Raw genomic sequence first — 24520 nt, forward strand, 5'->3', positions numbered from 1 at the left:
GCCCGAGGCGAGCACGTTGCGGCGGAACACGTAGGAATAGCCGGCCAGCGCGGCGACGCCCTCCTGGATGCGGGCGCCGCCCGCGTCATAGAGGCCGATGATGGGCGCCCTCGCCTTCATCGCCATGTCCTGAAGTTTTGTAATTTTCAGCGCGTGCGTTTCGGACAGCGAGCCGCCGAACACCGTGAAGTCCTTGGCAAAGACAAAGGTCTTGCGGCCGTTGATGGTGCCCCAGCCGGTGACGACGCCGTCGCCGGGCACCTTGTTCTTCTCCATGCCGAACTCGGTGGAGCGGTGCTCGACGAACATGTCGAATTCCTCGAACGATCCCTTGTCGAGCAAGAGCTCGATGCGCTCGCGGGCGGTCAGCTTGCCGCGCGCGTGCTGCGCCTCGATGCGCTTCTCCCCGCCGCCGAGCTTTGCGCCGGCACGACGGTCTTCAAGGGCGTCCAAAATATTCTTCATTTGCTCCCGCCAGTTCTTAGCCTAATGCGATTGCCGGGGGTTCTAACACGGCATTTTGCGGGCCGGGAAGCGGCTTTCGGCGCCGCAGGGCTGCCTTGCCGCAGCGCCAAAGCGCAAGGAATTACAAAGTTTTGCCTGGGAGGCGACGATGGACCAAGGAACGGCCGAGACGGGTGCTGCGACAGGCGGCGTCAAGATCCTGCTGCGGCTGGAGGGCCTGACCCTGTTCGCAGGGATGGTGATGCTCTACTGGGCCTGGGACGGCTCCTGGCTGGTGTTCGCCCTGCTGTTCTTCGTGCCCGATCTGAGCTTCCTGGCCTACCTCGCCGACGCCAAATTCGGCGCGCTGGTCTACAACGCCGCCCACAGCTACATGGCGCCGGTGGCGTTGCTGACAGTTGGTTTTGGTCTCGCCTCGCCCTTGACCCTGTCCATCGCCATGATCTGGCTCGCCCATATCGGCTTCGACCGGGCGCTGGGCTACGGGTTGAAATATTCGGCCGGATTCGGCTTCACACATCTCGGCCGGATCGGGCGGCAGAAGGACGCCTGACGCCCGGCGGCCCCGCTCCATCCGGGCAACGAAACCGTATTTGCCGCGCCAGCCAGTTGACCCGGCCTGCCGATTCAGGCTTGCTCCAGGCTTACGATCAGGCGCCGAATGTTGCGTGAGCCCAGTCGGTACGGCGGCGGTCCATCACGTCTGGCTGCAAGCATCACGCATGTCCGCTACCGTCGTCCCCCTGCCGCCGAACTCTTCGTCCGAAACCGTCGACTTCCTGCGGCGCATGGCCAGCATGGTGTCGGGGCGGAACGGCGAGATGCTGCTGCGCGCCGCGGCGCTGATCGAGTCGCTGAGCCAGCGGGCGATGACGGCCGAACGGCTCTATCACCAGGCGCAGGAAGACAGCACGCGCAGCACCGAGCTGCGCGAGGCCGCAGAGCTCGCCTCCGACGCCATGGTCGGCCAGATCGAGGCGCTGCGGACGCAGCTTGCCGAGGTCACCGCGGCAGCCGCCGCCGAGCGTGCAGCGTTCGATAGCGAGCGCGACAAGCTGCTCGGCCTGATGCAGCACGCGGAGAGCCATATCGGCAAGCTCACCACCGAACTCGACACGCTGCATGCCTCCGTCGACAGCTTTAACGAGACCGTGGTTTCCGTGCCGATCGAGGTGCTGCGGCTGGCGCGCACCCAGTTCGATTTCCTCTCCGCCGGCTTTGCGCGGAAGGGCGACGTGATCTCGCAGGCGATGAGCGAGATCGGCGGCTTCGCCATCGACCAGGCGCTGACGGTGAAGAAGACGGACGCCGCCTGAGGCGGACGCGGACGAAATTGACAGCGCGCCGGCCGGTTGTTCTACTCTGGAAAAATAACACGGGGGATCACCATGCCGACGGCATTTCGCGTCGCTGCTACGCTCATCGCACTCACCGTTTCAACCGTGCTCGCCAGCGCACAGTCCCTGCCCAGGGACGCAGCGCCCCGGACCGAGATCTTCCCGATCCCGTCGCTCACCCTCTCCGACCAGCAATTCCTCAGCGGCGATGCAGCGGCCGCCAAGCCCGTGACGGTCGCGGGTGAATTCCGCGTTGCGCAGGGTACCGGCAAACTTCCCGTCGTGGTGCTGATGCACGGCTCCAGCGGCGTCGGCGCCACCACCGAAGCCTGGGTGCACGCCTTCAACGCCATGGGCATCTCGACCTTCGTGATCGATGGTTTTACCGGCCGCGGGCTGACCGTGGTCGGGCCGAACCAGGCCCTGCTCGGCCGGCTCAATCTGATCGTCGACATCTACCGCTCGCTGGACATTCTGGCGAAGCATCCCCGCGTCGACCCCGACCGCATCGTGCTGATGGGTTTTTCGCGCGGCGGACAGGCTGCGCTCTATGCGAGCCTCGAGCGCTTCAACAAGCTCTGGAACAAGTCCGGCATCCAGTTCGCCGCCTACATCCCGTTCTATCCGGATTGCTCGACGACGTACGTTGGCGACAGCGACGTCGCCGCGCGCCCGATCCGCATCTTCCACGGCACGCCTGATGACTACAATCCGGTGAAGAGCTGCAAGGCGTTTGTCGAGCGGCTCAAGACCGCCGGCCGCGACGTGGTGCTGACCGAATATCCCGACAGCGCGCACGGCTTCGACAGCGGCCTGCTCGGCGTCAACACGGTGGCCGTGTCCACGGGGGCGCAGACCGCGCGCAACTGCCACATTAGGGAAGGCGACGGCGGCGTCTTGATGAACGACGACACCAAGGCGCCCTTCACCTACAAAGATTCCTGCATCGAGCTCAATCCGCATGTCGGCGGCAATCCCGTGACGGCGGAAGAGTCGCGCAAAGCCGTGGTGGATTTCCTGCAGGCGCTGTTCAAGCTGGGATAGGAGCCACATACTCCGTCATTGCGAGCGTAGTGAAGCAATCCAGGATCTTTCCGCGGAGATAGTCTGGATTGCTTCGTCGCAAGGGCTCCTCGCAATGACGGGTCGAGAGAGCGAGGCCTACGGCTCGCCCGGCTTGAACGGCTCCTGCTTGTCGGGCGGTACCGTCTCTTCCGCCATCGCCAGCAGCATCGCGACCATCACGTAATTGCCGGACACCGCCGTGAGATCGACGATCTGCTGATCGTTGAACATCTTTTTCGCACGCGCGTAGGTCTCATCGGAAACCTTCTTCGTCGTGGTGATCTCGGTGACGAAGTCGTAGACCACGGCCTCGTCCTCGGCCATCTTCGAGGGCCGCTTGTTCGCCTTCAGCTCCGCGATGATATCCGCCGACAGGCCCGCCTTGGCCGCCAGCGGCGCGTGCGCGAACCATTCCACCTGCGAGCGCCACTGCCGGCCGATGATCAGGATCGCGAACTCATTCAGCTTGGTCGGGACCGACGTCTCCCAGCGCAGATAGTAGAACAGATCGAACAGGCGCTGGCCGAGCACGGGGCTGCGGATCATCGGATTGTAGGGCCCGCCGATGCCGACGCTCGACACCTTCATGATCTGCTCGCCGAGCGACTTCTGCCTGGCGTCGAGCTGGTCCATGGTGAGCTGCGGAAAGCGCGGCTCCTTGCTGGTGGCGGGGCCAGCAAACATCGTGGCGGCGAGCCAGCCGCCCGCGGCGGCAAGCGTGAGCGACGACAGCCAGAGTGGCGTTGAGTTCATCGTTATCCTCCCGACCTTTTTTCTTGCTTGGTCGGGATGATGCTAATCGAGCAGGTTCGCGCGCGCCAGCTAGACCGCGCCAATCTCGGTAAGGCAGGCTTGCGTCAGCGGCATGCGCTCACCGACGAGACGCGGCTCGGTACAGTCCATGTTGAGCGCAAACACCGTATGCGCCTCGCCCTTCTCGGCCCAGCCGACCATCCAGCCCAGCGACGGCGCGCCCCGCTCGGCCCCCAGCAATCCGGACTTGGCACGGATGACACTGTCGCCGACCTTGGTCACCGGCAGGATGTCGGCGACGAGATCCTGGCTGCGCTTGCTGATCGGCAACGCGCGTCGGCGCAGCCGGTCGATGAAATCGATCTGCTCGATAGGGTCGATGCGCAAGGCGCCGGTGAGCCAGAACTGATCGATGCCACCGCCGATGTCGTGATTGCCGTAGTCGAGCAGATCGACATATTTCTGCATGCGCTCTTGCCCGATCCGCCGCGCAATCTCCTGATAGACCGGCACGGCACTCACCGCGATCGCACTGCGCAGCGTGTGGTCCTTGTTCCACGCCTCGATCGGCCGCTTCACGCCGTCCCAGGGAAACACGTCCTTGTCTGGGTCGGCGACAACGCCGGTCTCAAGCGCTATCAGCGAGTTCGGAATCTTGAAGGTCGAAGCCGGCAGCTTGGCTTCGCCGGAGCGTTCCTTGTCGCTCGCGACGATCAGATAATCCTCGACCTTGTAGCCGACGAAGGTGCCTGACGTGCCGAGGTCGGTGAAACGCTTTGCCAGGCTCTCACGAATCTCATTACGCGGCGGCGCGACATGGGCGAACGCGCGCGACGGCAGGACTGCTGTTGCGGCGAGAAGGCCAAGGGTGAAACGGCGGGTGATCAAGAGCGGTATCCGTTGAGCAATGAAAGCCGGCGCGACCATGCAGCCGCTATCATGGTGAAACGATGACAGCGCTCAGCGCCGCCCCGACAGCCGCAGCACGAACACCAGCACTTCGGCGACGGCCTTGTAGAGATCGGGCGGGATCTCCTCGCCGAGCTCGACCTTGGACAGCGCGCCCGCCAAGATCTCGTTCTCCTCGATCGGAATGTCGTTGGCTTTGGCGATCTCGACGATTTTTTCGCCGATCGTGCCCCTGCCCTTGGCTACGACGATTGGCGCGTTGCTGCCCTTCTCGTAATGCAGCGCAATTGCGAGCTTGGATGGATCGCTCATGTGGCGCGGTCCAGGAAGTGGCCGGCGCGGGCCGGTGCGGGCTGCGGCGGCGTACCGTCGCGTACAACGATATCGCCGGGCTTGAGCTCGGCTCTGGTCATCGCCTGGCTGAGCTCGCCGATCCCGGCGCGAAGCTGTTGCGCGGTCGCCGGCCGCTCCGCCCACATCCGCACAAAGGTCTTGTCGCCGTTGAGCGTGATCAGCGCATGCACCGGACCGGCCGGTTCGACATTGAGCGTGAAGCGCGCGCGCCAGGCGCGTTTGGCGGGATCGGCGGATTCGTTGCCGCCATCGCGCGAGATCTCGAACTGCGCCATCGCGGTGCCCTGCGGCGTCGCAAACGGAATCTCGAAATTCCACTGCGGCGCGGTCGGATCGATGCGGTGGCCGCTGGCGTCAGTGCGATCAGGGAGTGATGCGACCTGCAGCAATGTCTGCCGCGCTATCGCTGCATCGGTGTCGTCGAGCAGGCGATGCATGGTTGCAGCGAGCGGTGTATCCGGCGCGAGCGATGGCGAGGCGATAGCCTGCGCAGCCGGCAATGCGCCGCGGAACGGCGGCGGCGTCGTGCGCGCGGCGGCCTCGAAGGCGTGACCGTCCGGCACGGCCTTGTTGGAGCCCGGGACGTTCCCAATCAGGCGCGGCAGGTTTTGCGTGACCTCTTGCAGGAGGCTCGCGGCAAGGCCGGCGGACATGGTTCGCGGCACCGCGGCCTGCGGAGCACCGCCAGCGATGTCAGCCAGCACGGCGGCCGCGAGATTGCTACGCGGCGCTTGGGAGATATCAGCTCCCGTTGAAGATAGTGTGGCCTGCACAGCCTCACCTGCTGCCGGAGCCGGCGCGGCGGCGACCTGCGATGTCGCAGTGGCGTTCGTCGGGATCGCCGCACGTTGCGCCTGCGGTGCGGCGGTCTCGAGCGTGGCCAGTGTCTGGCGCAACACCAGCAGCGCCGCTTTCAGATCCGGCACATTGCCGGAGGACGGTGTCGCGCCTGCGGCCAGCGAAGCCTCGAGGAACAGGCCGGATTTCTGGAAGGCGGATTCGATATTGCCGCCACCGAGGGCGGTGTTGAGTGGCGTCTGCTGCGCCAGCACGTCCAGCACCGCCTGCTTCAGTCCCGCCGGCAGATCGCTGCCGGTGACGACGGAGGCCAGATTGGCGAACAACGGCGCCTGGCTGCCCTGTTTTGTGACGGCCTCGGCCGAGGCGACGGTGACGGCGACCTGCTCCAACGGCGTCAGCGTGTTGCGTGCCGCGTTCGCGGACGGTGCCAGCGACGGACTGTCCACCAGCGACGTGGCCCCCGGCGTCAGCGTGACCTGATCGGTCGACGCCTGGCCTGTCCCGCCCACGACGGCGAGCCGGATGGTGCCGTCATTCTGCGACACCGCAAGCTGGAGATTTTGCCCGGGCGTCAGCGACACCTCCGACATCACGTCCATCGAGAGGTTCGCGATCGCGATCCGCACCAGATTGTCGGCGAGCACGCTGACGACCCTGGCGTCGACGACGCTGCCGGCCTGAAGCACAAGATCGGGCGTCGCCGCATCAGCCACAGGGCTGGCGGAACTGACGGGAACGATCGAGCTTATCGGCGTCGGCATCTCAAGGGGGCCCGGGAATTCTGGTCCCACCCTAAGGCCGGCCTCGTAAACCTCTCGTTAAGGACCTTCGGCCGCTTGCGGCCTCACGGCCGCCAAAACCGTCACGGCGGCATGAAAATCCCTCAGGCGAGCGGCCCTGCGGGCGGCGGCCTCCTCGTCCACGCCCCATTTCTCGGCGTTCCAGTCCTCATCGACATGGGCGGCGTCCCAGACCTGGCCGGCATCGCGTGCGCCATGGGCCAGCGCCAGCGCCAGCAGCGCCGAGCCGGTCAGGGTCGTCACCACATGAAGTGCCGCGACCGACCAGGCGTCGCCGGGCAGCGCAGCGCGAGCAGCCTGAATGGCCTCGTCCGGCTGCTTCACGTGCATGACGCCCTCGGACAGGATGAAATGCGCCCCAAGCGTCTCCGCGGCCCAGAACAGCACGGGGTCCCAATGGGCGGCCTCGCGGGCGACCAGCCCTTCCGGATGGCCGGCGCGATAGAACAGCAGATCGGACTCGAAATATTTGGCGAGGTCCTCGGCGACGAGCTCGACGCGGTCGACCACGCCCTCGACCACGCTGTTGGCGACCCGCGTCAACGGCATGGTCATGGGGTTGATCGTCTCCCCCTGCGCCGCCCATTCCGCGGCCACCGCATCGGCGAGCGCGCGCGAAGGGATGACCACCTGGCGCTTGGACGGCGTGCGGATCGGCTTGCCGTCGAGCATGATGGCAAATCCGCCCTCAACCTCGGCCACGCCCGCCTCCTGGTAGAAGCGCTTGCGCAGCGGCACGCGCGAGGCCTGGCGGACCGCCTCCTGCGGATCGAGCGGGGATCGCCCCGCCATCTCGTCGAACAATTCGCGCATCTTGAGTTTTCGGTCTCCGCCGCTGAATATTAGGCTTTTAAGGTAAGACCGGCAGCTGATAAAGCGAGCGGCGCGATGAGGGAACTTGCGGGCATTGTGGCCCTGTTCGGCGGGCTTTGGCTGGCAGCAGCCGAGGCCGGCTTTCGCACCCCGGAATCGCTGGTCCGGAATGTCTACGCCTATTACGGCCAGGGTGCACCCGAGCTGTCAAAAGGCCTGCCGCGCGATGCCATGACCGCCCGGCAATTCTTCGACCCCTCCCTGCGCAAGGCCTGGAGCACGCCGAGGCTCGAGCCCTATGATTTCCTGGTGCAGAGCCCGAGCTGGAAGCTCGGCCCAGTGACGATCGCGGTCGTGCGCCGGCAATACGACAAGACCTATGTTGCAGCGAATTTCGACAATCACGGCCGCCGGGTGGCGCTGAACTTCGTTCTGGTCAACGGGCCCGAGGGCTGGCTGATCACGGATGTCGAGAGCCCGCATGACAGTCTGCGGATGTTTCTGGAGCAGTTTCGGAATTGAGGGGTTTCCGTCATAGCGAGCTCTGGATTGCTTCGTCGCAAGAGCTCCTCGCAATGACGAGGCTAGCAACGGGGCCCAGCCCCTATTCCTCCGGCGCGTTCTCGATCGGATCAAACCGGCTCGCATCGAGCCCGAGCAAATTCCACGATTGCTGCATGTGCGGCGGCAACGGCGCGGTGGCGTCGATCACGCCGCCGCGGGGATGCGGAATGACGATGCGGCGCGCGAGCAGATGCAGGCGGTTTTGCAAACCGCCCGGCAACTGCCAGTTCTCGATGTTGAAATATTTGGGATCGCCGACGATGGGATGGCCGATATGCTCCATGTGGGCGCGGAGTTGGTGGGTACGGCCCGTGACCGGCTTCAGCGAGACCCAGGTCAGCTTGTTGCCGGCGGTCTCGACCACCGCGTAATAGGTCACCGCGTGGCTGGCGCCCTCGTCGCCGTGCTGGGCGATGCGCATGATAGTGTCGTCCTCGCTCTCCTCCTTTGCGAGGAAGGTCGAGATGCGGCCCTGCTTCGGCTTCGGGAGCCCCGGCACCAGCGCCCAATAGGTTTTCCGCGCAGACCGCTCGCGGAATGCGCCGGTCAGATACGAGGCGGCAAAGCGCGTCTTGGCGATCAGGAGACAGCCCGACGTCTCCCTGTCGATGCGGTGCACGAGGCGCGGCTTCTGGCCCTTGGAATCGCGCATCACCTCCAGCATCTGGTCGATGTGCCGCGTCATGCCCGAGCCGCCCTGCACGGCAAGGCCCAACGGCTTGTTCAGCACGAGAACGTCGTCGTCCTCGTAGATCGTCATCTCCTTCAGCGCGGCCAACGTCTTTTGCGCGGCTTCCGATTCCGGGTTGGCCGCCTTCGGCGTGTCGAGCTTCAGCGGCGGAATGCGGACGCTCTGCCCCTCCTCCAGCCGATCCTTGCTGTCGACGCGCTTGCCGTCGACGCGCAGCTCGCCTTTGCGCACGACGCGCTGGATGTGGGAGAACGACAGACCGGGAAAGCGCGCTTCGAGGAAACGATCAACGCGCATGTTGTTCTCGTCGGCCGTTACCTTGACGGTCTCCACCTTGGTCGGCAGCAGCGCTTCGACGACGGGCTTTGCCGGCGCAGCCTGTTCCACCGCAGGCGCCGACACACGGCGTTCGGCGCGCTCGGCCGCAAAGCGCGGCGGCCGCCCACCCGGCTTGCCGCCGGGACGCGGGCCGGCCTTCTTCGCACCGCCCGCCTTGAACGGACGCGCCTCCTTGCGCTCGTCGCGCTCGCGAGGTTTCGGATTCATTCTCTTGATGCGGCGGCTCATGCGGTTTTTCCAAGCTTTCGTGTCGAGTGCGCGTTGGCGCGGCGGGGCAGCGACGCAACTTGCGCGCCTACCTCTTTCTCCGCCAGCCGCAGGGATTCGAGCAACTTCATACCAACTCAACCCTCAGCGTCCGCCCCACGGCGCTGGCGGCGCGCTGCAACGTATCAAGAGTCACTGATGGCGTCGTCGGATCAAGAAGCCGGTCAAGTTGACGACGACTCGTCTTCATACGTTCCGCCATAGCCGTTTTCGTAATTCCCTGCGTCTTCATTGCTTCCGTCAGTTGCTCGGCGATGAGCTCCTTGATGGCGCGCTCCTCACAAGCTCCAAGTATGCCTTGCTCGGCAAGAAACTCGTCGAACGTCTCTTCGCTCACGCGCGTTTTTCTCTTCGCCATCACATCACCTCTCGTCTGCGCTTCAGCGCAAGGTCGATATCCTGCTTTGGCGCCTTCTGCGTCTTCTTGATGAAGCCGTGAAGCAGGATCATCTGCCCGCCTTCCAGACAGAAGATCACTCGCGCAATCCGGTTACTGTCGAGATCACTCCGAACCTCCCACAATCCGTCCCCCAACGGGGCACAATGCGGGCGTCCTATCGGCCAGCCGAATTCGACTTTCTGGATGTCCTTCCCGACAGTTCGTCGATCCTCGGGAGGTAATTCCAATATCCACTCACGAACAGGATTTCGACCTGTCGAGCTGACATAGAATCTCGCTGGAAGCTTCTTCGTTCGATCGATCATTCGATCGGGATCGTGTGCCATTTTTGACACGCAAATGCAAGCTCTTTCCCATGCGGCAGAGCCTACTTCCCGCCCCGCTCCTTCCGCAGCTTGGCCCAATATTCCAGCCGCTTGCGGATCTCGCGCTCGAAACCGCGCTCGGGCGGGTCGTAGAAGGTCTGGCGGCCCAAGGCTTCCGGAAAGTAGTCCTGCCCCGAGAAGGCGTCCGGGGTGTCGTGGTCGTATTCGTAAGACGCGCCGTAGCCTTCCGACTTCATCAGCTTGGTCGGGGAATTCAGGATGTGCTTTGGCGGCAGTAGCGAGCCGGCCTGCTTTGCGGTCTGCATCGCAGCCTTGAAGGCGGTATAGACGGCGTTCGATTTCGGCGCAGTGGCGAGGTAAACAACGGCCTGCGCGATGGCGAGCTCGCCTTCGGGATGGCCGAGGAAGTCGAAGGCGTCCTTGGCGGCGTTGGCAATGACGAGCGCCTGCGGATCGGCAAGACCGATATCCTCGACCGCCATGCGCACGACGCGGCGGGCCAGGAACAGCGGGTCCTCGCCGGCATCGAGCATGCGCGCGAGATAATACAGCGCGGCATCGGGATCGGAGCCGCGCACCGATTTATGCAGCGCCGAGATCAAATTGTAATGGCCGTCAGCCGACTTGTCGTAGATCGGGGCGCGGCGTTGCAGGATGTCCTGCAATTGCGCGGCATTGAAAATCTCGTCCGCCCGCGCCGAACGCCAGACCTCTTCGGCGAGCGTCAGCGAGGCGCGGCCATCGCCGTCGGCCATGCGCACCAGAACCGCGCGCGCCTCGTCATCAAGCGGCAGCTTCTTGCCTTCGACCTCCTCGGCATGCGCGAACAGCTTTTCGATTGCCGCGGCGTCGAGCGAGCGAAACACCAGCACGCGCGCACGCGACAGAAGCGCCGCGTTGAGCTCGAAGGACGGGTTCTCGGTGGTGGCGCCGACCATCACCACCGTGCCGTCTTCCATCACGGGCAGAAACGAATCCTGCTGGGCGCGGTTGAAGCGATGTACCTCGTCGACGAACAGAAGCGTGCCCTTGCCCATCTCGCGGCGGGCGCGTGCGGCATCGAAAGCTTTCTTGAGATCGGCGACGCCGGAGAACACAGCTGAGATCTGCTCGAAATGCAGATCCGTCGCATCCGCCAGCAGCCGCGCTACCGTGGTCTTGCCGGTGCCGGGCGGGCCCCAGAACACCAGCGAACCCAGCGTGCGCGTCTCCAGCATGCGCGTCAGCGCGCCGTCGGGACCGAGGATGTGATCCTGGCCAACGACCTCCGACAGCACACGCGGACGCAGCCGGTCCGGCAGCGGATGCGGAGCTTCGTGATCGAGCCCCGCCGCGGCGAACAGAGTTGGCGTCTCCTGTGGTCGCTTCGGACTCATCCGCCCAGCGTGACGTTGATCTGCTGGCCGCCGCGCACCAGCGTGATGCGCCAGATCCGCGGGCGCTCGCCTGCGGCCTTTTCAAGATCGCCGGTCTTGCCGATCTTCTGGTTGTTGACAGCGACAATGATGTCGCCCTTCTGGAAGCCGACACTCGCGGCCGTGCTGTCGCCGCCGAGATCGGTGATCACGACGCCTTCGGTGTCGGCGTCCAGATGCAGCTCGTCGGCGACGGCCGGCGTGATGGTCGAGAACTTGGCGCCCTGGAACGGCGACCGTGCGGTAACGACGAGTTCGTTGCGGCCGCTGTCGGGCGCGATCTCGAGCGCGATCGCCAGCTTGAGCGGCTTGCCGCCGCGTTGCACGTCGATCTGCGCGGTGCCGCCGAGCGGACGGGTGGCGAAGCGGTAGTCGAAGGCGTTGGGATCATCCACGGTCTGGCCGTCGATCCCGGTGATGAGATCGGAGGACTTCAGGCCGGCCTTCGCCGCGGGGCCGTTCGCAACCACGCTCGCAACCAGCGCGCCGGTCGGCGAACGCAGGCCGAGGCTCTCGGCGATCTCGGGCGTCACCGCCTGCAATTTTGCCCCGAGCCAGGGACGCTTTACCGCCTTGCCGCCGCTCTTGGCGGAGGCGACGACGACGCGCACCATATTGGCGGGAATGGCAAAGCCGATACCCTGCGAGCCGCCGGAGCGCGAATAGATCGCGGTGTTGATGCCGGCGAGCTTGCCATTCATGTCGACCAACGCACCGCCGGAATTGCCGGGATTGATCGCCGCATCGGTCTGGATGAAGAACTGGTAATCGGTGATGCCGACCTGCGTACGCGCGAGCGCCGAGATGATGCCGTGGGTCACGGTCTGGCCGACGCCGAAGGGATTGCCGATCGCCATCACGACATCGCCCACCATCAGCTCGTCCGAATTGGTGAATTCGAGAGCTGGAAACTTCTCCTTGGTATCCTTCAATCGCAGCACCGCGAGATCGCTGCGGGAATCCTTCAGCACGATCTCGGCCTCGAACTCGCGCTTGTCCGACAGCGAGACCTTCACCTGGTCGGCGCCCTCGATCACGTGGACGTTGGTGACCACGAGGCCGGACGCATCGACGATCACGCCCGAGCCGAGCGAGCGCTGGACCTGCTCCTGCTGCTGGCCCGGCACCCCGAAGAAGCGGCGGAAGATCGGGTCGTCCAGCAGCGGATTGCGGTTCTGCACGACCTTGGCGGCATAGACGTTGACGACCGCCGGCTGCACCCGCTGCACGATCGGCGCATAGGACAGCCGCAACTCGGCCGGCGATGACGGGACGCGGCGATCCTGCGCGGCGGCTGAATTGAAGTGGGCTGAAAACGCTATGCACAATACCGTGACGACAGCGGTCGAGATCGATCGAAACATTCCTACCTCTTGGAAAAGACGCCGGAATATAGGCGCGTTCGCCCCCCAATAGAAGGGCGCCAGGCGGCATTATTCACCCTTCCGGGTGTCGCCGGAATGCAAGCCTCCGTGCGAAATCGCAAGCCGGCCGGGGCAACAGATTGGCATGACGCGCATCATCTTGCATTGTGGTGATGGCGGATTCGGTTGCGGCGAATTTGCATCAGTGGGAACCGCGCAACCGGCCGCAGCGTCGCAGGGCAGTCATCGATCATACCTAGGCTCTCCCGTTGCGACTTGGGGAAGTTCGTCAAACGATGGAGGCGTAACGTGAGCAGAACAAGACTTGCAGCGACGGCGATTGGTCTCGCCGGTGCGCTGGCGGCCTCGCAGGCCCAGGCCCAATCGGCAAGCAGCAGCGATCAGGAAATAGCGCTGCTGAAGCAGCAGTTGAAGATGCTGGAGCAGAAGCTCGACAAGCTCCAGAGCCAGACCGCCGCGAACACGGCGGCGACCGCAAAGGCCAAGGTCGAAGCGAAGGCCGAAGCAAAGGCGGAGGCGCGCTCCGAGGCGAAGGCCGTCGTCGCCAACGCCAACGCAGCGATCCCGCTCAAGGGTCCAGCACCGGCATCCGGTGTGATCGTCACGATGCCGAACAACCGGCCGACCATCTGCACCGCGGATCAGGCGAACTGCGTCGCGATCACCGGCCGCGTGCACTACGATGTTGGTGGCTACGACTATCGTCCCAGCACCGCGGCGACCGTGCCGCAGAAGCTCGACAGCGGCGAGAATGTCCGCCGCGCGCGCATCGGCCTCGCCGGCAAGTTCTTCAACGACTGGAATTTCGCCTTGGTCTATGACTTCGGCGGCTCCTCGGATGGTTTTGGTGGCGCGGCGCCTGGCTCGGTGCCCGGTGGCGGAACGTCCGGCATTGAGAACGCCTATCTCAGCTATACCGGCCTGAAGCCGTTCGGTGGCAAGCTGGCGGCCGAAATCGGCATCATGGACCTGCCTTACACGCTGGACGAGGCCACGAGCTCCAACGACATCATGTTCATGGAACGCGCCTCGCCCGGTGTGGTCGCGACCAACATCGCTGCCGGCGACTTCCGCTCCGCGGCGGGCGCACGCTGGTTCAACGACCAGCTCTGGATCGGCGGCTATGCCACCGGACCGTCGACCGGTGCGATCCATTCCGCATCGAGCGCGGCTCCGGCGGGCACGAGTGAGCAATATGGCGCCGTGGCGCGTATCGCCGGCAACCCGATCAGCGGTAAGGACTACTCGGTGCATCTCGGCGCCGACGCGCAATGGCTGATCCAGCCGCCACGTAATCTCATTGCCAACACTCAGACCGTGACGCTCAGCGATCGTCCGGAGTTGCGTCTCGACCCGACGACCCTGGTCTCGACGGGCGCGATCGCCAATGCCTCGGGCGCACAGGTCTACAGTGTCGAAGCCGCCGCCACCTACGGGCCGTTCATCGTTCAGGGCGAGTACTTCTGGTACAATGTCGATCGCACCGCCAACACCAGCGTGCCACTGATCGGCGCGTCGAGCCTGAAATTCCAGGGCGGTTACGCGCAAGCCGGCTACGTCCTCACCGGCGAAGGCCGCAGCTACAACGCCGCCAACGCGGCCTATAACGGCGTCAAGCCGGCGCATCCGTTCTCGCTCGATGGCGGCGGCTGGGGTGCCTGGGAGATCGCGGGGCGCTTCTCGACGATCGACCTCAACGATCAGCTCGCGAGCGCCAACGGCGTCGCGGGTGGACGCCAGAACGTCTACACGCTGGCGCTCAACTGGTACGTCAATGGCAACGTCCGCTTCATGCTCGACTATCTGCATGGGACGGTCTCCAAGCAGACACTCCCGCCCGCGGCATTCGCGAATACGGGATCGAATTTCGACGCTGTGGCGATGCGCACGCAGTTCGCGTTCTGAGGCGATCTGTTCCGGGAGCGGCACGCTGCTCCCGGATATCTACGCCGCGCGCTTCTTCTTCACGACCACCGGCGGCGGCGCGCAGGAGAGAAGCTGCTGATGGCGCTCGCCCCAGGCCTTCAGGATATCGATCACCGGCCGCAGGCTCTCACCTAACTCGGAGAGGCAATATTCCACGCGCGGCGGCACTTCCGCATAGACCTTGCGGATGACGAGCTTGTCCTCCTCCAGCGCGCGGAGCTGCTTTGTCAGCATACGCTGGGTGATGCCGGGCATCCGGCGGCGCAGTTCACCGAAGCGCTGGGTGCCGTCCTGGAGGTGGTAGAGGATCACGCCCTTCCACTTGCCGTCGATCAGATCCAGCGTCGCCTCGACCGAGCAGCCGGGACGCCGGGTAAAATCTCGCCGTTTCATGCGTGTTTTCCCAATAGTATCCAAACAGGGACTATATCCCCGAATTTACAGTACTTGCCAAATCGGAGCCAGAGCGACAGTTAGCACGGCAGGCGAGCACGCCATCTGATGGAGACAAACCATGAAGGCCGTCGGCTACAAAAAATCGCTTCCGATCGAGGATCAGGACGCGCTGATCGACTTCGAAACCGCAAAGCCCGAGCCAAAAGGGCGCGACATCCGCGTCGCGGTTAAGGCGATCTCGGCCAATCCGGTCGATTACAAAGTGCGCAAGCGCGCCGCCCCGCCCGAGGGCGAGACCAAGATCCTGGGCTATGACGCGGCCGGCGTGGTCGACGCGGTGGGTCCTGACGTCACACTGTTCAAGCCGGGCGACGAAGTGTTCTACGCGGGCTCGATCCTGCGTCAGGGCACCAACGCCGAGTTCCACCTGGTCGACGAGCGCATCGTCGGCAATAAGCCGAAATCGCTCTCGTTCGCGCAGGCCGCAGCCCTTCCCCTCACCTCCATCACCGCTTGGGAATTGCTGTTCGATCGGCTCGGCGCGGTGCCGGGCAAGAGCGTCGATCCGCGTACGCTCTTGATCACGGGCGGCGCCGGCGGCGTCGGCTCGATCCTGATCCAGCTTGCCCGCCGCCTCACCGGCCTTACGGTGCTCGCCACCGCGACGCGGCCGGAATCACAAAAATGGTGCCTCGATCTCGGCGCGCATGCGGTGATCGACCACGGCAAGCCGTTGAAGGAGCAGATCGAGAAGCTCAAGCTGCCGCCGGTCGCGCTGGTGGCGAGCCTCACCTTCACCGACCAGCACTACAAGGCGATCGCCGAGTTCATGGCGCCGCAGGGCCGGTTCGGCCTGATCGACGATCCGCCGGAGTTCACCATGAGCGCTTTCAAGGGCAAGGCGATCTCGGTGCATTGGGAATCGATGTTCACGCGCTCATCGTTCCAGACGCCGGACATGATCGCGCAGCATCATCTGCTCAACGACGTCGCCGATCTGATCGACAAGGGCGTGCTGCGCACGACGCTCGACCAGACCTTCGGCACGATCAACGCAGCCAACCTCAAGCGCGCGCATGCGCTACTCGAGAGCGGCAAGTCGCGCGGCAAGATCGTGCTGGAGGGGTGGTAGCCACTAGCTCGACGCGGACGGTGCCTTCGCATCCGGCGGACGGCCCGCCCGCTCGACAAAGCCCTTGGCAAGAGCGTGATAGATGCCCTCCTCGCAAACCGCGCGCGAGGTTGCATGCGCAATCAGCGCAGCCGCCATCAGCGGCACGACCATCCCGTGATTGTCGGTCATCTCGGTCACGATCACGAATGCAGTGATGGGCGCCTGCACGACTCCCGCAAAATACGAGACCATGCCAAGCAGCATGATCGCGCCGAGCGGCGCGTCGTGGAAGAGACCGGCGATGTTGCTGCCGATACCGGCACCGACGGCAAGCGACGGTGAGAAGATGCCTCCGGGAATCCCGCTGATCGCGGCGAAGGTCGTGGCAAGGAGCTTGAGCGCGCCGAAATCCTGCGGCAACGGCGTGCCGTGCTCCAGCGCCGTCTTCACCTGCTCGTAACCCGTGCCGTAGATCGTATCGCCGGACACGAGGCCGCAGATTGCGACGGCCAGGCCGCAGGCAAACGCGAACCAGAGCGGATGGCCCTTGATTTTACGGCCGAGCGGATTCTTGAAACCGCACGCCATCGCAATGACGATGCGGCTGAACAGGCCGCCCGCGAGGCCACCGATCACGCCGCAAAGCGGAACGGCCAGCCAGTCGGCGCCACGCGCCAGCGACATCGCGCTGCTTCCGAAATAGGCGTAGTTGCCTGCCAAGGCGAGCGAGGTCAGACCGGCGGCGATGACGGCGCCAATGATGAGGCTGGACGTGCGTGTCTCGAACGCCCGACTCATCTCCTCGATGCCGAAAACGATCCCCGCCAGCGGTGTGTTGAAGGCTGCTGCAACGCCGGCGGCAGCACCGGCCAGGATCAAGCCGGGCTGCCGACGCGGCGAGACGCGGCCGAGCGCGAACATGATGGAAGCACCGACCTGAACGGTCGGCCCTTCCCGTCCGACCGAGGCGCCACAGAGCAGCCCGAACAGGGTGAGGATCATCTTGCCTATTGCGATCCGGATCGAGACCAAACGTTCGCGCGCCGCCTGATCAGTCAAATGCCGCGCGGCGATCGCCTGCGGAATTCCGCTGCCCTGCGCGTTCGGGAACAGGCGGATGGTCAGGTAGGCCGACAGCACGAAGCCGAGCGGCGCGACCGCCAGAACGGCGTAACGCGACTGGGCGAGCAGCAGCGCAAAGGCGTGCTGGGCAAGATCGGCAAGGTGCGCCAGCGCCACGGCCGCAGCACCGACCGCAATCCCGCCGAGCAGAAAGATGGCCCGTCGCTGCCATCGCGCGGATGTCAGTTTGAAGAGACGTTTGTGGCGGGTCGACAGGGGCCAGATCATGAAGGCCCGGTTCTAGCCCGTCTGGCTCGGAAATGAAGGGCCAAGCAGGCAGATCAGCTAGGCTGAAACCGCCCCCTCGACGAACATCAACCGCCGCTCCAGTGCGGCCTGCCGAAGCTTGAGGGCTTCGGCATATTCCGGCGAGGCGTACCATTCGCGCGCGCGGGCCATCGAGGGAAACTCCACGATGATGACGGTCCTCGCCGGCGGGCCGCCCTCCACCACTTCAGCGGCACCGCCGCGCGCGAGGTAACGGCCGCCATATTGCGCAATGGTTTGCGCGGCCAGCGCGCGATAGGCCTCCATCGCGGCCTGATCGCGCACCTCGACTTCGGAGATCACATAGGCCGGCACAGGCCGGCCTCAGGCGATCGTGTTGACGATGCCGCCCTCGGCCCGCAGCGCCGCGCCGTTGGTCGCCGAGGCCTCCTTCGAGGCGACATAGACCACCATGTTGGCGATCTCATCGACGCTGGCGAAGCGCTGGATCAGGGAACTCGGGCGATGCTCCCTAACGAAATTGGCCGCGGCTTCGTCCAAGGACTGGCCGTTCTGCTTGGCGAGATCTTTCACGAAGGTTTCGACGCCTTCCGACATGGTCGGCCCCGGCAGCACGGAATTGACGGTGACGCCGGTGCCGCGGGTGAGCTGCGCGAGGCCGCGCGCGACCGAGAGCTGGGCGGTCTTGCTCATGCCGTAGTGGATCATCTCGACGGGAATGTTGAGGCCGGACTCCGACGAGATGAAGACGATGCGGCCCCAGTTGCGCTTGAGCATGCCCTTCATGTAGGCACGCGACAGCCGCACGCCGCTCATCACGTTGACTTCGAAGAAGCGGCTCCAGTCCTCGTCGGGGATCTCGAAAAAGTCTTTGGGCTCGAAGATGCCGGCGTTGTTGATGAGGATATCGACCTCGGGCAGCGCAGACACCAGCGCCTTGCAGCCCGCCGCAGTCGAGACGTCGGCGGCAATGCCGCGCACCTTGGCCCCCATTGCTTCCAGCTTGCGCACGGCTGCATCGACCTTGTCCTGGCCGCGGCCGTTGATCACGACGCTGGCGCCGGAACCAGCCAGGCCTTTTGCGATGGCGTGGCCGATGCCGGCGGTCGAGCCGGTCACAAGCGCGGTCTTTCCAGAAAGGTCGATCTTCATGCGTCGTCTCCATTGATGTTGACGGAGATATCGTGCGCTGCACGCGCAGCTTCAATCGTCCCTCACCGACGCGTGAGGATTCAGTCGCGCGGCGGCAGCGTCCGGACGAACGCGACGATGGCATCGAGATCCTGCGGCGTCATGCCGGCATAGGCAGCATACGCCATCGGCGGCTTCAGCTTATGGCCATCGCGCGCGATGCCTTGCGTAATCGCACGTTTGATTTCGTCGTCGCTCCATTGGCCGAGGCCAGCCGCGGGATCGGGGGTGATGTTGGGAGAGACAGATTCGCCCCACGGCCCCTTGAAGGTCCGGCCGCCCTTGCCGCTCGCCGCAGTGAAATCGTGGACCACGGACGGGCCTTCCGGCGTGTGGCATTCCAGGCAATGGGCGATGGTGAGGAGATAACGGCCGCGCGCGAGCTTATCGGACAGTTCCTGCTCGCTCGCCTGCTTGCCGGCATAGGTCGGCGTTTCCGGCTTCAGCGCGATCTTGTATTCCGGCGCCGGCGTCTGATGGCGCACCGGCGGCACGGAGCGCAGATAGGCGGTGAGTGCATCGAGATCACGCGCCGTGAGCACCGTGTAGAATTCGGTCGGCATGATCGGTGCGACCTTGGTACCGTTCGGCCTGGCGCCGCTGACAAGAAACCGCTTCAGCTCGGCATCGCTCCAGTTGCCGATGCCGGTGTCCTTGTCCGGCGTGATATTGGAGCCGGTGACCTTGAACGCCGGCTCATCAAAAACCTGGCTGCCACCCGAGAGCGCACGCGAGAGATCGAGCCCTTGCGGCCCGCGCGGCGTATGGCAGTTGTGGCAGACCATCACGCTGTTGACGAGATAGGCGCCGCGCTCGGCCAGCGTCTCGCCCGCGGCCGGCGACATCAGCAGCGCCAGCGCAAATCCAAACACAATCCTCATGAGAGCCCCCGCCCGGAATCGCGCTCACCAAAACGATGCGCGGCATGAGATACCGCCGCGCCATACAAAAAAGCGGCGCCCAGGGGCGCCGCTTTCGAAAACTCTCTACCGGTCGGCTTACGCCGCCTCGGCTTCCTTTTCCTGGACCGGGCCGGAGTCCTGGCCCTTGGCGTCGACGTCGCGATCGACGAACTCGATCACGGCCATCGGCGCGTTGTCGCCGTAGCGAAAGCCGGCCTTGATGATGCGGGTGTAGCCGCCCTGGCGGTCCTTGTAACGGGGGCCCAGGACGTCGAACAGCTTCCTGACCTGATCCTTGTCGCGCATCTCGGAGATCGCCTGGCGGCGCAGAGCGAGACCACCCTTCTTGCCGAGGGTGATGAGCTTCTCGACGATCGGGCGCAATTCCTTCGCCTTCGGCAGCGTGGTGACGATCTGCTCGTGCTTGATCAGCGCGGCGCACATGTTGGCGAACATCGCCTTGCGGTGTTCGGCGGTGCGGTTGAGCTTACGATGAACCTTGCCGTGACGCATTGATCTATTCCTTGATTTGACTTCGTCGCGACGGTTCGTCGGACATATTGCTCAGGTGGGCTGCCTGCGTTCGCCCAGATAACGACCAGCGAATGGCGAGCAGCTATTCGCTACCCGCCACTCCCCGTTCGCCTAACTCAGTAGTGATCTTCGAAGCGCTTGGCGAGCTCGTCGATGTTCTCCGGCGGCCAGCCCGGCACTTCCATGCCGAGATGCAGACCCATCTGGGCCAGCACTTCCTTGATCTCGTTCAGCGACTTGCGGCCGAAATTCGGGGTGCGGAGCATTTCGGCTTCCGACTTCTGCACGAGGTCGCCGATGTAGACGATGTTGTCGTTCTTCAGGCAGTTGGCCGAACGCACCGACAGCTCGAGCTCGTCCACCTTCTTGAGGAAGGCCGGGTTGAAGGCGAGATCCGGGATGATCTCCTGGGCGACTTCCTTGCGCGGCTCTTCGAAGTTGACGAACACGTTGAGCTGATCCTGGAGGATGCGCGCGGCATAGGCCACGGAATCATCCGGCGTCAGCGCGCCGTTGGTCTCGATCGTCATGGTCAGCTTGTCGTAGTCGAGGATCTGGCCCTCGCGGGTGTTCTCGACCTTGTAGGAGACCTTGCGGACCGGCGAGTACAGGCTGTCGACCGGGATCAGGCCGATCGGCGCGTCCTCGGGACGGTTGCGCTCGGCGGGCACGTAGCCCTTGCCGGTGGCGACCGTGAACTCCATGCGAATCTCCGCGCCCTCGTCGAGCGTGCAGATCGGGAGATCCGGGTTGAGCACGACCACATCGCCGACCGTCTGGATGTCGCCGGCGGTGACCGTGCCCGGGCCCTGCTTCTTCACGACCATGCGCTTGGGGCCTTCGCCCTGCATCCTGATCGCGATATCCTTGATGTTCAGCACGATGTCGGTGACGTCTTCACGGACGCCCGCGATCGAGGAGAACTCGTGCAGCACGCCGTCGATGTGCACCGACTGCACCGCCGCGCCCTGAAGCGAGGAGAGCAGGATGCGGCGCAGCGCGTTGCCGAGCGTCTGGCCGAAGCCGCGCTCGAGCGGTTCGGCGACGACGGTCGCGAAACGCGAGGGATCGCTGCCGGGCTGGACCTGGAGCTTGTTCGGCCGAATCAGTTCTTGCCAATTTTTCTGGATCGTCACTGTTTCACCCATACAGGCCAGTCAAACTGCTGTCGCAGACACTGGCGTTGGAGAAAGGCCGCAGATCATTCCCGCGGCTTTGGAAAAAGTCATCGCGGGCGACTAATGCGCCCGCAACTTGGTATCAAACGCGCCGACGCTTGCGGGGACGGCAACCGTTGTGCGGGATCGTGGTTACGTCGCGGATCGAGGTGACGGTGAAGCCCGCGGCCTGCAGCGCGCGGAGCGCCGACTCACGGCCCGAACCGGGACCGGCGACTTCGACTTCCAGCGTGCGCATGCCGTGTTCCTGCGCCTTCTTCGACACGTCTTCGGCGGCAACCTGCGCGGCATACGGGGTCGACTTGCGCGAGCCCTTGAAGCCCATCGTGCCGGCGGAAGACCAGGCAATCGTATTGCCCTGCGCGTCGGTGATGGTGATGGTCGTGTTGTTGAACGACGAGTTCACGTGCGCGACGCCGGAGGCGATGTTCTTGCGCTCACGACGACGAACGCGGGTGGCTTCCTTGCCCATAGAGTACCTTTCCTGAAGATCTCAAACGCCGCCGTAATGCCAGCGGCTACACCTGATGGAACGAAAGGCGCGCGGCGAACGGGATGTCCCCTGTTCACCGCACGCCGCGATTGGATTCGAAAACTTACTTCTTCTTGCCGGCGATGGCCTTGGCCGGGCCCTTGCGCGTGCGCGCATTGGTGTGGGTACGCTGACCGCGCACCGGCAGACCGCGACGATGACGCAGGCCGCGATAGCAGCCGAGGTCCATCAGACGCTTGATGTTGATGCCAACCTCACGACGCAGGTCGCCCTCGACGAGATAGTCGCGGTCGATCACTTCGCGGATCTGGAGCACTTCAGCGTCGCTGAGCTGATTGACGCGACGATCCTCGGGGATCTTCACCTTCTCGATGATTTCACCAGCGATCTTCTGGCCGATGCCATGGATGTACTGGAGCGCGATCAGCACGCGCTTGTTGGTCGGAATGTTCACGCCGGCAATACGGGCCACGGCCTTCTCTCCTGTCGCCGATCCCTCGTCAGGAATCTGGCTTTAAGTGCTTGGTTTCTCGGGCAGGTGTTCACAAACGCGAACACGACGCCCACCCCTGGTCTTCCTGGGGCCCGGCATCGTTTTAAACTATCCGACTTGGATGCGGGGCTTATTAGGGGATTCCAGGGGCTTTCGTCAACCGCTGCTAGCGCTTGGCTCGCTTTTTCGTGACCTTTTTTGGTCCCTTCTTCGAACCTTTTTTGACAGCCTTCTTGGCGGCCTTTTTGACACCCTTTTTAGCCGTTTTCTTGGGCGTCTTCTTGGCGCCCTTCACGGTCTTCTTGGCGGCCTTTTTGGCGGTTTTGACCGATTTAGCGGCCTTTTTGGCTGCTTTCGCCGGCTTTTTGGCGGTTTTCTTCGCTGGCTTGGCTTTTTTGGTCCCCGTCTTGGCGGGTGCCGCCTTGGCTGCACTGCGGGCGTGGCTCTTGGGTTCGATCGCCCCAAGCGCCAGCAACTGACGATGGATGGCCCGGGTGACCTCGTCGATGGCCATCATGCCGTCGATGGTGGAGAGCTTACGCCGCTCGGAATAGTAGTGAATCAGCGGTTCCGTCTGGTTGCGGTAGCTGGCTAACCGCTTGGTCAGGACCTCCGGGGTGTCGTCGACCCGGACCTCCTCCCCGCGCTCCCGCATCTGGGCGACGCGGGTCTCGACACGACTCAGCAGCGCGCTCTCGTTGACGCGGAGCTCGATCACGGCGTCGAGCTTGAGATGCTTGTGCTTGAGCAGCTCATCCAGCGCCTCGGCCTGCGGCACGGTGCGCGGAAAGCCGTCGAGGATAAAACCGTTCTTCGCATCCGGCTGGTCGATGCGGTCGGAGATGATTCCCACCACGACGTCGTCGGGGACGAGGCCGCCGCCGGCCATGATCTCCTTGGCCTTCAGACCGACCGGCGTTCCCGCCGCGACGGCTGCACGCAACATCTCGCCAGTCGAGAGCTGGACGATGCCATAGCGCTGCACCAGCAGCTGCGCCTGGGTCCCCTTGCCCGACCCCGGCGGTCCCAGAAGTATAATTCTCATCGGCGTACGCCCCCCGGATTGGTGAGCGATACGTCGCGCACCTGTGTTTTGATATCAAGAGCAGTGCCAACCACAACCAGCGCCGCACCACCATCGACGATCATACTATAAGGCAGATCGATGCCGTAAAGCTCGAAGACCTCCGGAATCAACTGCAACGCAGTCAGGTAGACGGCTCCGACGACGGTCGTCAATGACACGACGCGATCGAGATAGTCGGCCGTCGCCTCGCCCGGTGCGACACCGGGAATTGTGCCATCACGCTGCACCAGGGATTTGGCCGTGTGCTCGGGGTCGACGACATAGGCCGTGTAGACGAAGGCGAGCACGAACACTGCGATCGACACGAGGATCATGTGCGCCGGCTGCCCCAGTTGGAGATGCCGATACGCCGCAGCGACCAGCGGGTGATCGCCGCCCAGGATGAAGCCCGCAAAGGCGAGCGGCAGAAAGAAGATCCACGGCGCCACCGTGACCGGAATCAGGAATCCGGCGCTGTTGAGCTTGATCGGCAGCACGCCAGCGCGCGCCGACAATTGCCGCGAGCCGACAGTGAGCGCGCCGAACTCGACCCGGACATTTCGCCGCGCGCCTTCGACAAGCACGATCACCGCGACGGTCACGATCCAGAACACGGCATAGGCGAGCACGAGATTGCTCGAGACCGCGCCCGTTCGCATGAGCTCCAAAATGCCGGCAACATCGCGCGGAATGGAGACGAGAAAGCCGACACTCAAGATCAGCGCCAAGCCATTGCCGATGCCGTAGCGGGTGATCTGTTCGCTCAACCACACCAGCACGAAGACGCCGCCGACCATCGAGGCCGTGGCCGTTATCACGAACGAGCCGTCGAGATTGTTGACAAGACCCTCAATGCCCATCAGTCCGGTTGCGATGCCATAGGCCTGAAAGCAAGCAAGAACCAAAGTGAGTCCGAGCGTGGCACGCGCGATCCTGCGCCGACCGCCCTCGCCCGACCGCTCGATCGTATTCAGCCTGCGCCACACCACGGACAGCAGCCGGATGAGGATCGCCGCCGTCAGATAGGGAATGAGGCCGAGTGCAAAAGGCGAAAGCCGGGCTATCAAGTCCGGCCTTGGCGAGAAGCTCGAAACATCCAGTCCCGCGATCGGGATCTGGGTGCCAAGCCTGAAAAGGAGCAGCGCGCCAATCGTGAAAGCGATCCGGCGCGCGAGCTCCCTGCTCATCTCGTC

28 protein-coding genes are annotated in these 24520 nt (G+C 64.3%); 6 read left to right on the plus strand and 22 right to left on the minus strand.

The features are described from left to right. The coding region (locus IVB29_RS11365; RefSeq protein WP_276576852.1) for a carboxyl transferase domain-containing protein at positions 1-465 on the minus strand (465 nt) is incomplete at its 3' end. Positions 466-613: 148 nt separating this feature from the next. Between IVB29_RS11365 and IVB29_RS11370 the strand changes: the two genes are divergently transcribed. The 3 genes from IVB29_RS11370 to IVB29_RS11380 all read left to right on the plus strand — a co-directional run bounded on the left by IVB29_RS11370 (position 614) and on the right by IVB29_RS11380 (position 2846). After that, the gene (locus tag IVB29_RS11370) at positions 614-1018 is read left to right on the plus strand and encodes a DUF4260 domain-containing protein (protein ID WP_247503468.1); all 405 of its coding nucleotides are present in this window, start codon (positions 614-616) and stop codon (positions 1016-1018) included. Positions 1019-1187: 169 nt separating this feature from the next. Beyond that, positions 1188-1781, plus strand: a complete 594-nt coding sequence (locus IVB29_RS11375) for a hypothetical protein (protein WP_247503469.1) — start codon at positions 1188-1190, stop codon at positions 1779-1781. 72 nt (positions 1782-1853) lie between these two features. Next, the gene (locus tag IVB29_RS11380) at positions 1854-2846 is read left to right on the plus strand and encodes a dienelactone hydrolase family protein (RefSeq protein WP_247503470.1); all 993 of its coding nucleotides are present in this window, start codon (positions 1854-1856) and stop codon (positions 2844-2846) included. Positions 2847-2963: 117 nt separating this feature from the next. On the opposite strand, the gene IVB29_RS11385 is transcribed toward IVB29_RS11380, so the two are convergent. From IVB29_RS11385 to IVB29_RS11405, 5 genes are all read right to left on the minus strand, one after another. Then, positions 2964-3620: a carboxymuconolactone decarboxylase family protein gene (locus IVB29_RS11385; protein WP_247503471.1), complete on the minus strand. Its 657-nt coding sequence runs from the start codon at positions 3618-3620 to the stop codon at positions 2964-2966. 69 nt (positions 3621-3689) lie between these two features. Further along, positions 3690-4508 (minus strand): penicillin-binding transpeptidase domain-containing protein, encoded by an 819-nt coding sequence (locus IVB29_RS11390; protein ID WP_247503472.1) that lies wholly within the window; start codon positions 4506-4508, stop codon positions 3690-3692. 72 nt (positions 4509-4580) lie between these two features. Next, positions 4581-4841 carry an EscU/YscU/HrcU family type III secretion system export apparatus switch protein gene (locus IVB29_RS11395; RefSeq protein WP_247503473.1) on the minus strand — a complete coding sequence of 87 codons (261 nt, stop codon included), beginning with the start codon at positions 4839-4841 and terminating at the stop codon, positions 4581-4583. Next, positions 4838-6445 (minus strand): flagellar hook-length control protein FliK, encoded by a 1608-nt coding sequence (locus IVB29_RS11400; RefSeq protein WP_247503474.1) that lies wholly within the window; start codon positions 6443-6445, stop codon positions 4838-4840. The genes IVB29_RS11395 and IVB29_RS11400 overlap by 4 nt, the downstream gene beginning before the upstream one ends. 57 nt (positions 6446-6502) lie before the next feature. Next, a complete protein-coding gene (locus IVB29_RS11405) occupies positions 6503-7297 on the minus strand; it encodes an ATP12 family protein (RefSeq protein ID WP_247503475.1) in 795 nt (264 codons plus the stop codon). Between the two features lie 75 nt (positions 7298-7372). On the opposite strand from IVB29_RS11405, the gene IVB29_RS11410 reads away from it, so the two are divergent. After that, the gene (locus IVB29_RS11410) at positions 7373-7819 is read left to right on the plus strand and encodes a hypothetical protein (RefSeq protein ID WP_247503476.1); all 447 of its coding nucleotides are present in this window, start codon (positions 7373-7375) and stop codon (positions 7817-7819) included. Between the two features lie 82 nt (positions 7820-7901). Here the strand turns inward: IVB29_RS11410 and IVB29_RS11415 are convergent, their stop codons facing one another. The 5 genes from IVB29_RS11415 to IVB29_RS11435 form a co-directional block, all read right to left on the minus strand. After that, entirely contained in the window at positions 7902-9119 is a 1218-nt protein-coding gene (locus tag IVB29_RS11415; RefSeq protein WP_247503477.1) for an RluA family pseudouridine synthase, read from the minus strand. 106 nt (positions 9120-9225) lie between these two features. Then, positions 9226-9516: a helix-turn-helix domain-containing protein gene (locus tag IVB29_RS11420; RefSeq protein ID WP_247503478.1), complete on the minus strand. Its 291-nt coding sequence runs from the start codon at positions 9514-9516 to the stop codon at positions 9226-9228. Then, positions 9516-9884, minus strand: a complete 369-nt coding sequence (locus IVB29_RS11425; RefSeq protein WP_346731276.1) for a type II toxin-antitoxin system RelE/ParE family toxin — start codon at positions 9882-9884, stop codon at positions 9516-9518. Before IVB29_RS11425 ends, IVB29_RS11420 begins: the two co-directional genes overlap by 1 nt. 41 nt (positions 9885-9925) lie before the next feature. Continuing rightward, entirely contained in the window at positions 9926-11260 is a 1335-nt protein-coding gene (locus IVB29_RS11430; protein ID WP_247503480.1) for a replication-associated recombination protein A, read from the minus strand. Next, positions 11257-12663, minus strand: coding sequence for a DegQ family serine endoprotease (locus IVB29_RS11435; RefSeq protein ID WP_247503481.1), 1407 nt, complete (start codon positions 12661-12663; stop codon positions 11257-11259). The genes IVB29_RS11430 and IVB29_RS11435 overlap by 4 nt, the downstream gene beginning before the upstream one ends. Positions 12664-12972: 309 nt before the next feature. Between IVB29_RS11435 and IVB29_RS11440 the strand changes: the two genes are divergently transcribed. Next, positions 12973-14589: an OprO/OprP family phosphate-selective porin gene (locus tag IVB29_RS11440; protein WP_247503482.1), complete on the plus strand. Its 1617-nt coding sequence runs from the start codon at positions 12973-12975 to the stop codon at positions 14587-14589. Between the two features lie 39 nt (positions 14590-14628). Here IVB29_RS11440 and IVB29_RS11445 read toward each other — a convergent pair whose 3' ends face one another. Further along, positions 14629-15003, minus strand: a complete 375-nt coding sequence (locus IVB29_RS11445; RefSeq protein WP_247503483.1) for a helix-turn-helix domain-containing protein — start codon at positions 15001-15003, stop codon at positions 14629-14631. A 121-nt stretch (positions 15004-15124) separates the two neighbouring features. On the opposite strand from IVB29_RS11445, the gene IVB29_RS11450 reads away from it, so the two are divergent. Then, positions 15125-16138: a zinc-binding alcohol dehydrogenase family protein gene (locus IVB29_RS11450; RefSeq protein WP_247503484.1), complete on the plus strand. Its 1014-nt coding sequence runs from the start codon at positions 15125-15127 to the stop codon at positions 16136-16138. A 3-nt stretch (positions 16139-16141) separates the two neighbouring features. On the opposite strand, the gene IVB29_RS11455 is transcribed toward IVB29_RS11450, so the two are convergent. From IVB29_RS11455 to IVB29_RS11500, 10 genes are all read right to left on the minus strand, one after another. Next, positions 16142-17470, minus strand: coding sequence for a chloride channel protein (locus tag IVB29_RS11455; RefSeq protein WP_247503485.1), 1329 nt, complete (start codon positions 17468-17470; stop codon positions 16142-16144). A gap of 57 nt (positions 17471-17527) precedes the next feature. Continuing rightward, the gene (locus tag IVB29_RS11460) at positions 17528-17824 is read right to left on the minus strand and encodes a DUF1330 domain-containing protein (protein ID WP_247503486.1); all 297 of its coding nucleotides are present in this window, start codon (positions 17822-17824) and stop codon (positions 17528-17530) included. A gap of 9 nt (positions 17825-17833) precedes the next feature. Next, entirely contained in the window at positions 17834-18622 is a 789-nt protein-coding gene (locus IVB29_RS11465) for an SDR family oxidoreductase (RefSeq protein WP_247503487.1), read from the minus strand. Between the two features lie 80 nt (positions 18623-18702). Further along, complete coding sequence (locus IVB29_RS11470; protein WP_247503488.1) at positions 18703-19542, minus strand: cytochrome c; 840 nt, start codon at positions 19540-19542, stop codon at positions 18703-18705. 117 nt (positions 19543-19659) lie between these two features. Next, a complete protein-coding gene (gene rplQ, locus IVB29_RS11475) occupies positions 19660-20076 on the minus strand; it encodes a 50S ribosomal protein L17 (RefSeq protein WP_092034911.1) in 417 nt (138 codons plus the stop codon). A gap of 137 nt (positions 20077-20213) precedes the next feature. Continuing rightward, a complete protein-coding gene (locus tag IVB29_RS11480; RefSeq protein WP_247503489.1) occupies positions 20214-21245 on the minus strand; it encodes a DNA-directed RNA polymerase subunit alpha in 1032 nt (343 codons plus the stop codon). A 112-nt stretch (positions 21246-21357) separates the two neighbouring features. Beyond that, on the minus strand, positions 21358-21747 hold the full coding sequence (gene rpsK, locus IVB29_RS11485) for a 30S ribosomal protein S11 (RefSeq protein WP_007603045.1): 390 nt from the start codon (positions 21745-21747) through the stop codon (positions 21358-21360). Positions 21748-21871: 124 nt separating this feature from the next. Continuing rightward, positions 21872-22240, minus strand: coding sequence for a 30S ribosomal protein S13 (gene rpsM / locus IVB29_RS11490; protein WP_092034909.1), 369 nt, complete (start codon positions 22238-22240; stop codon positions 21872-21874). A gap of 187 nt (positions 22241-22427) precedes the next feature. Beyond that, positions 22428-23306, minus strand: coding sequence for an adenylate kinase (locus IVB29_RS11495; protein ID WP_247503490.1), 879 nt, complete (start codon positions 23304-23306; stop codon positions 22428-22430). Next, positions 23303-24514 (minus strand): preprotein translocase subunit SecY, encoded by a 1212-nt coding sequence (locus IVB29_RS11500; protein WP_247503491.1) that lies wholly within the window; start codon positions 24512-24514, stop codon positions 23303-23305. The genes IVB29_RS11495 and IVB29_RS11500 overlap by 4 nt, the downstream gene beginning before the upstream one ends. Positions 24515-24520 lie beyond the last annotated feature (6 nt).

It is taken from the genome of Bradyrhizobium sp. 1, from assembly GCF_023073315.1.
In the GTDB taxonomy this organism is placed as follows: Bacteria; Pseudomonadota; Alphaproteobacteria; order Rhizobiales; family Xanthobacteraceae; genus Bradyrhizobium.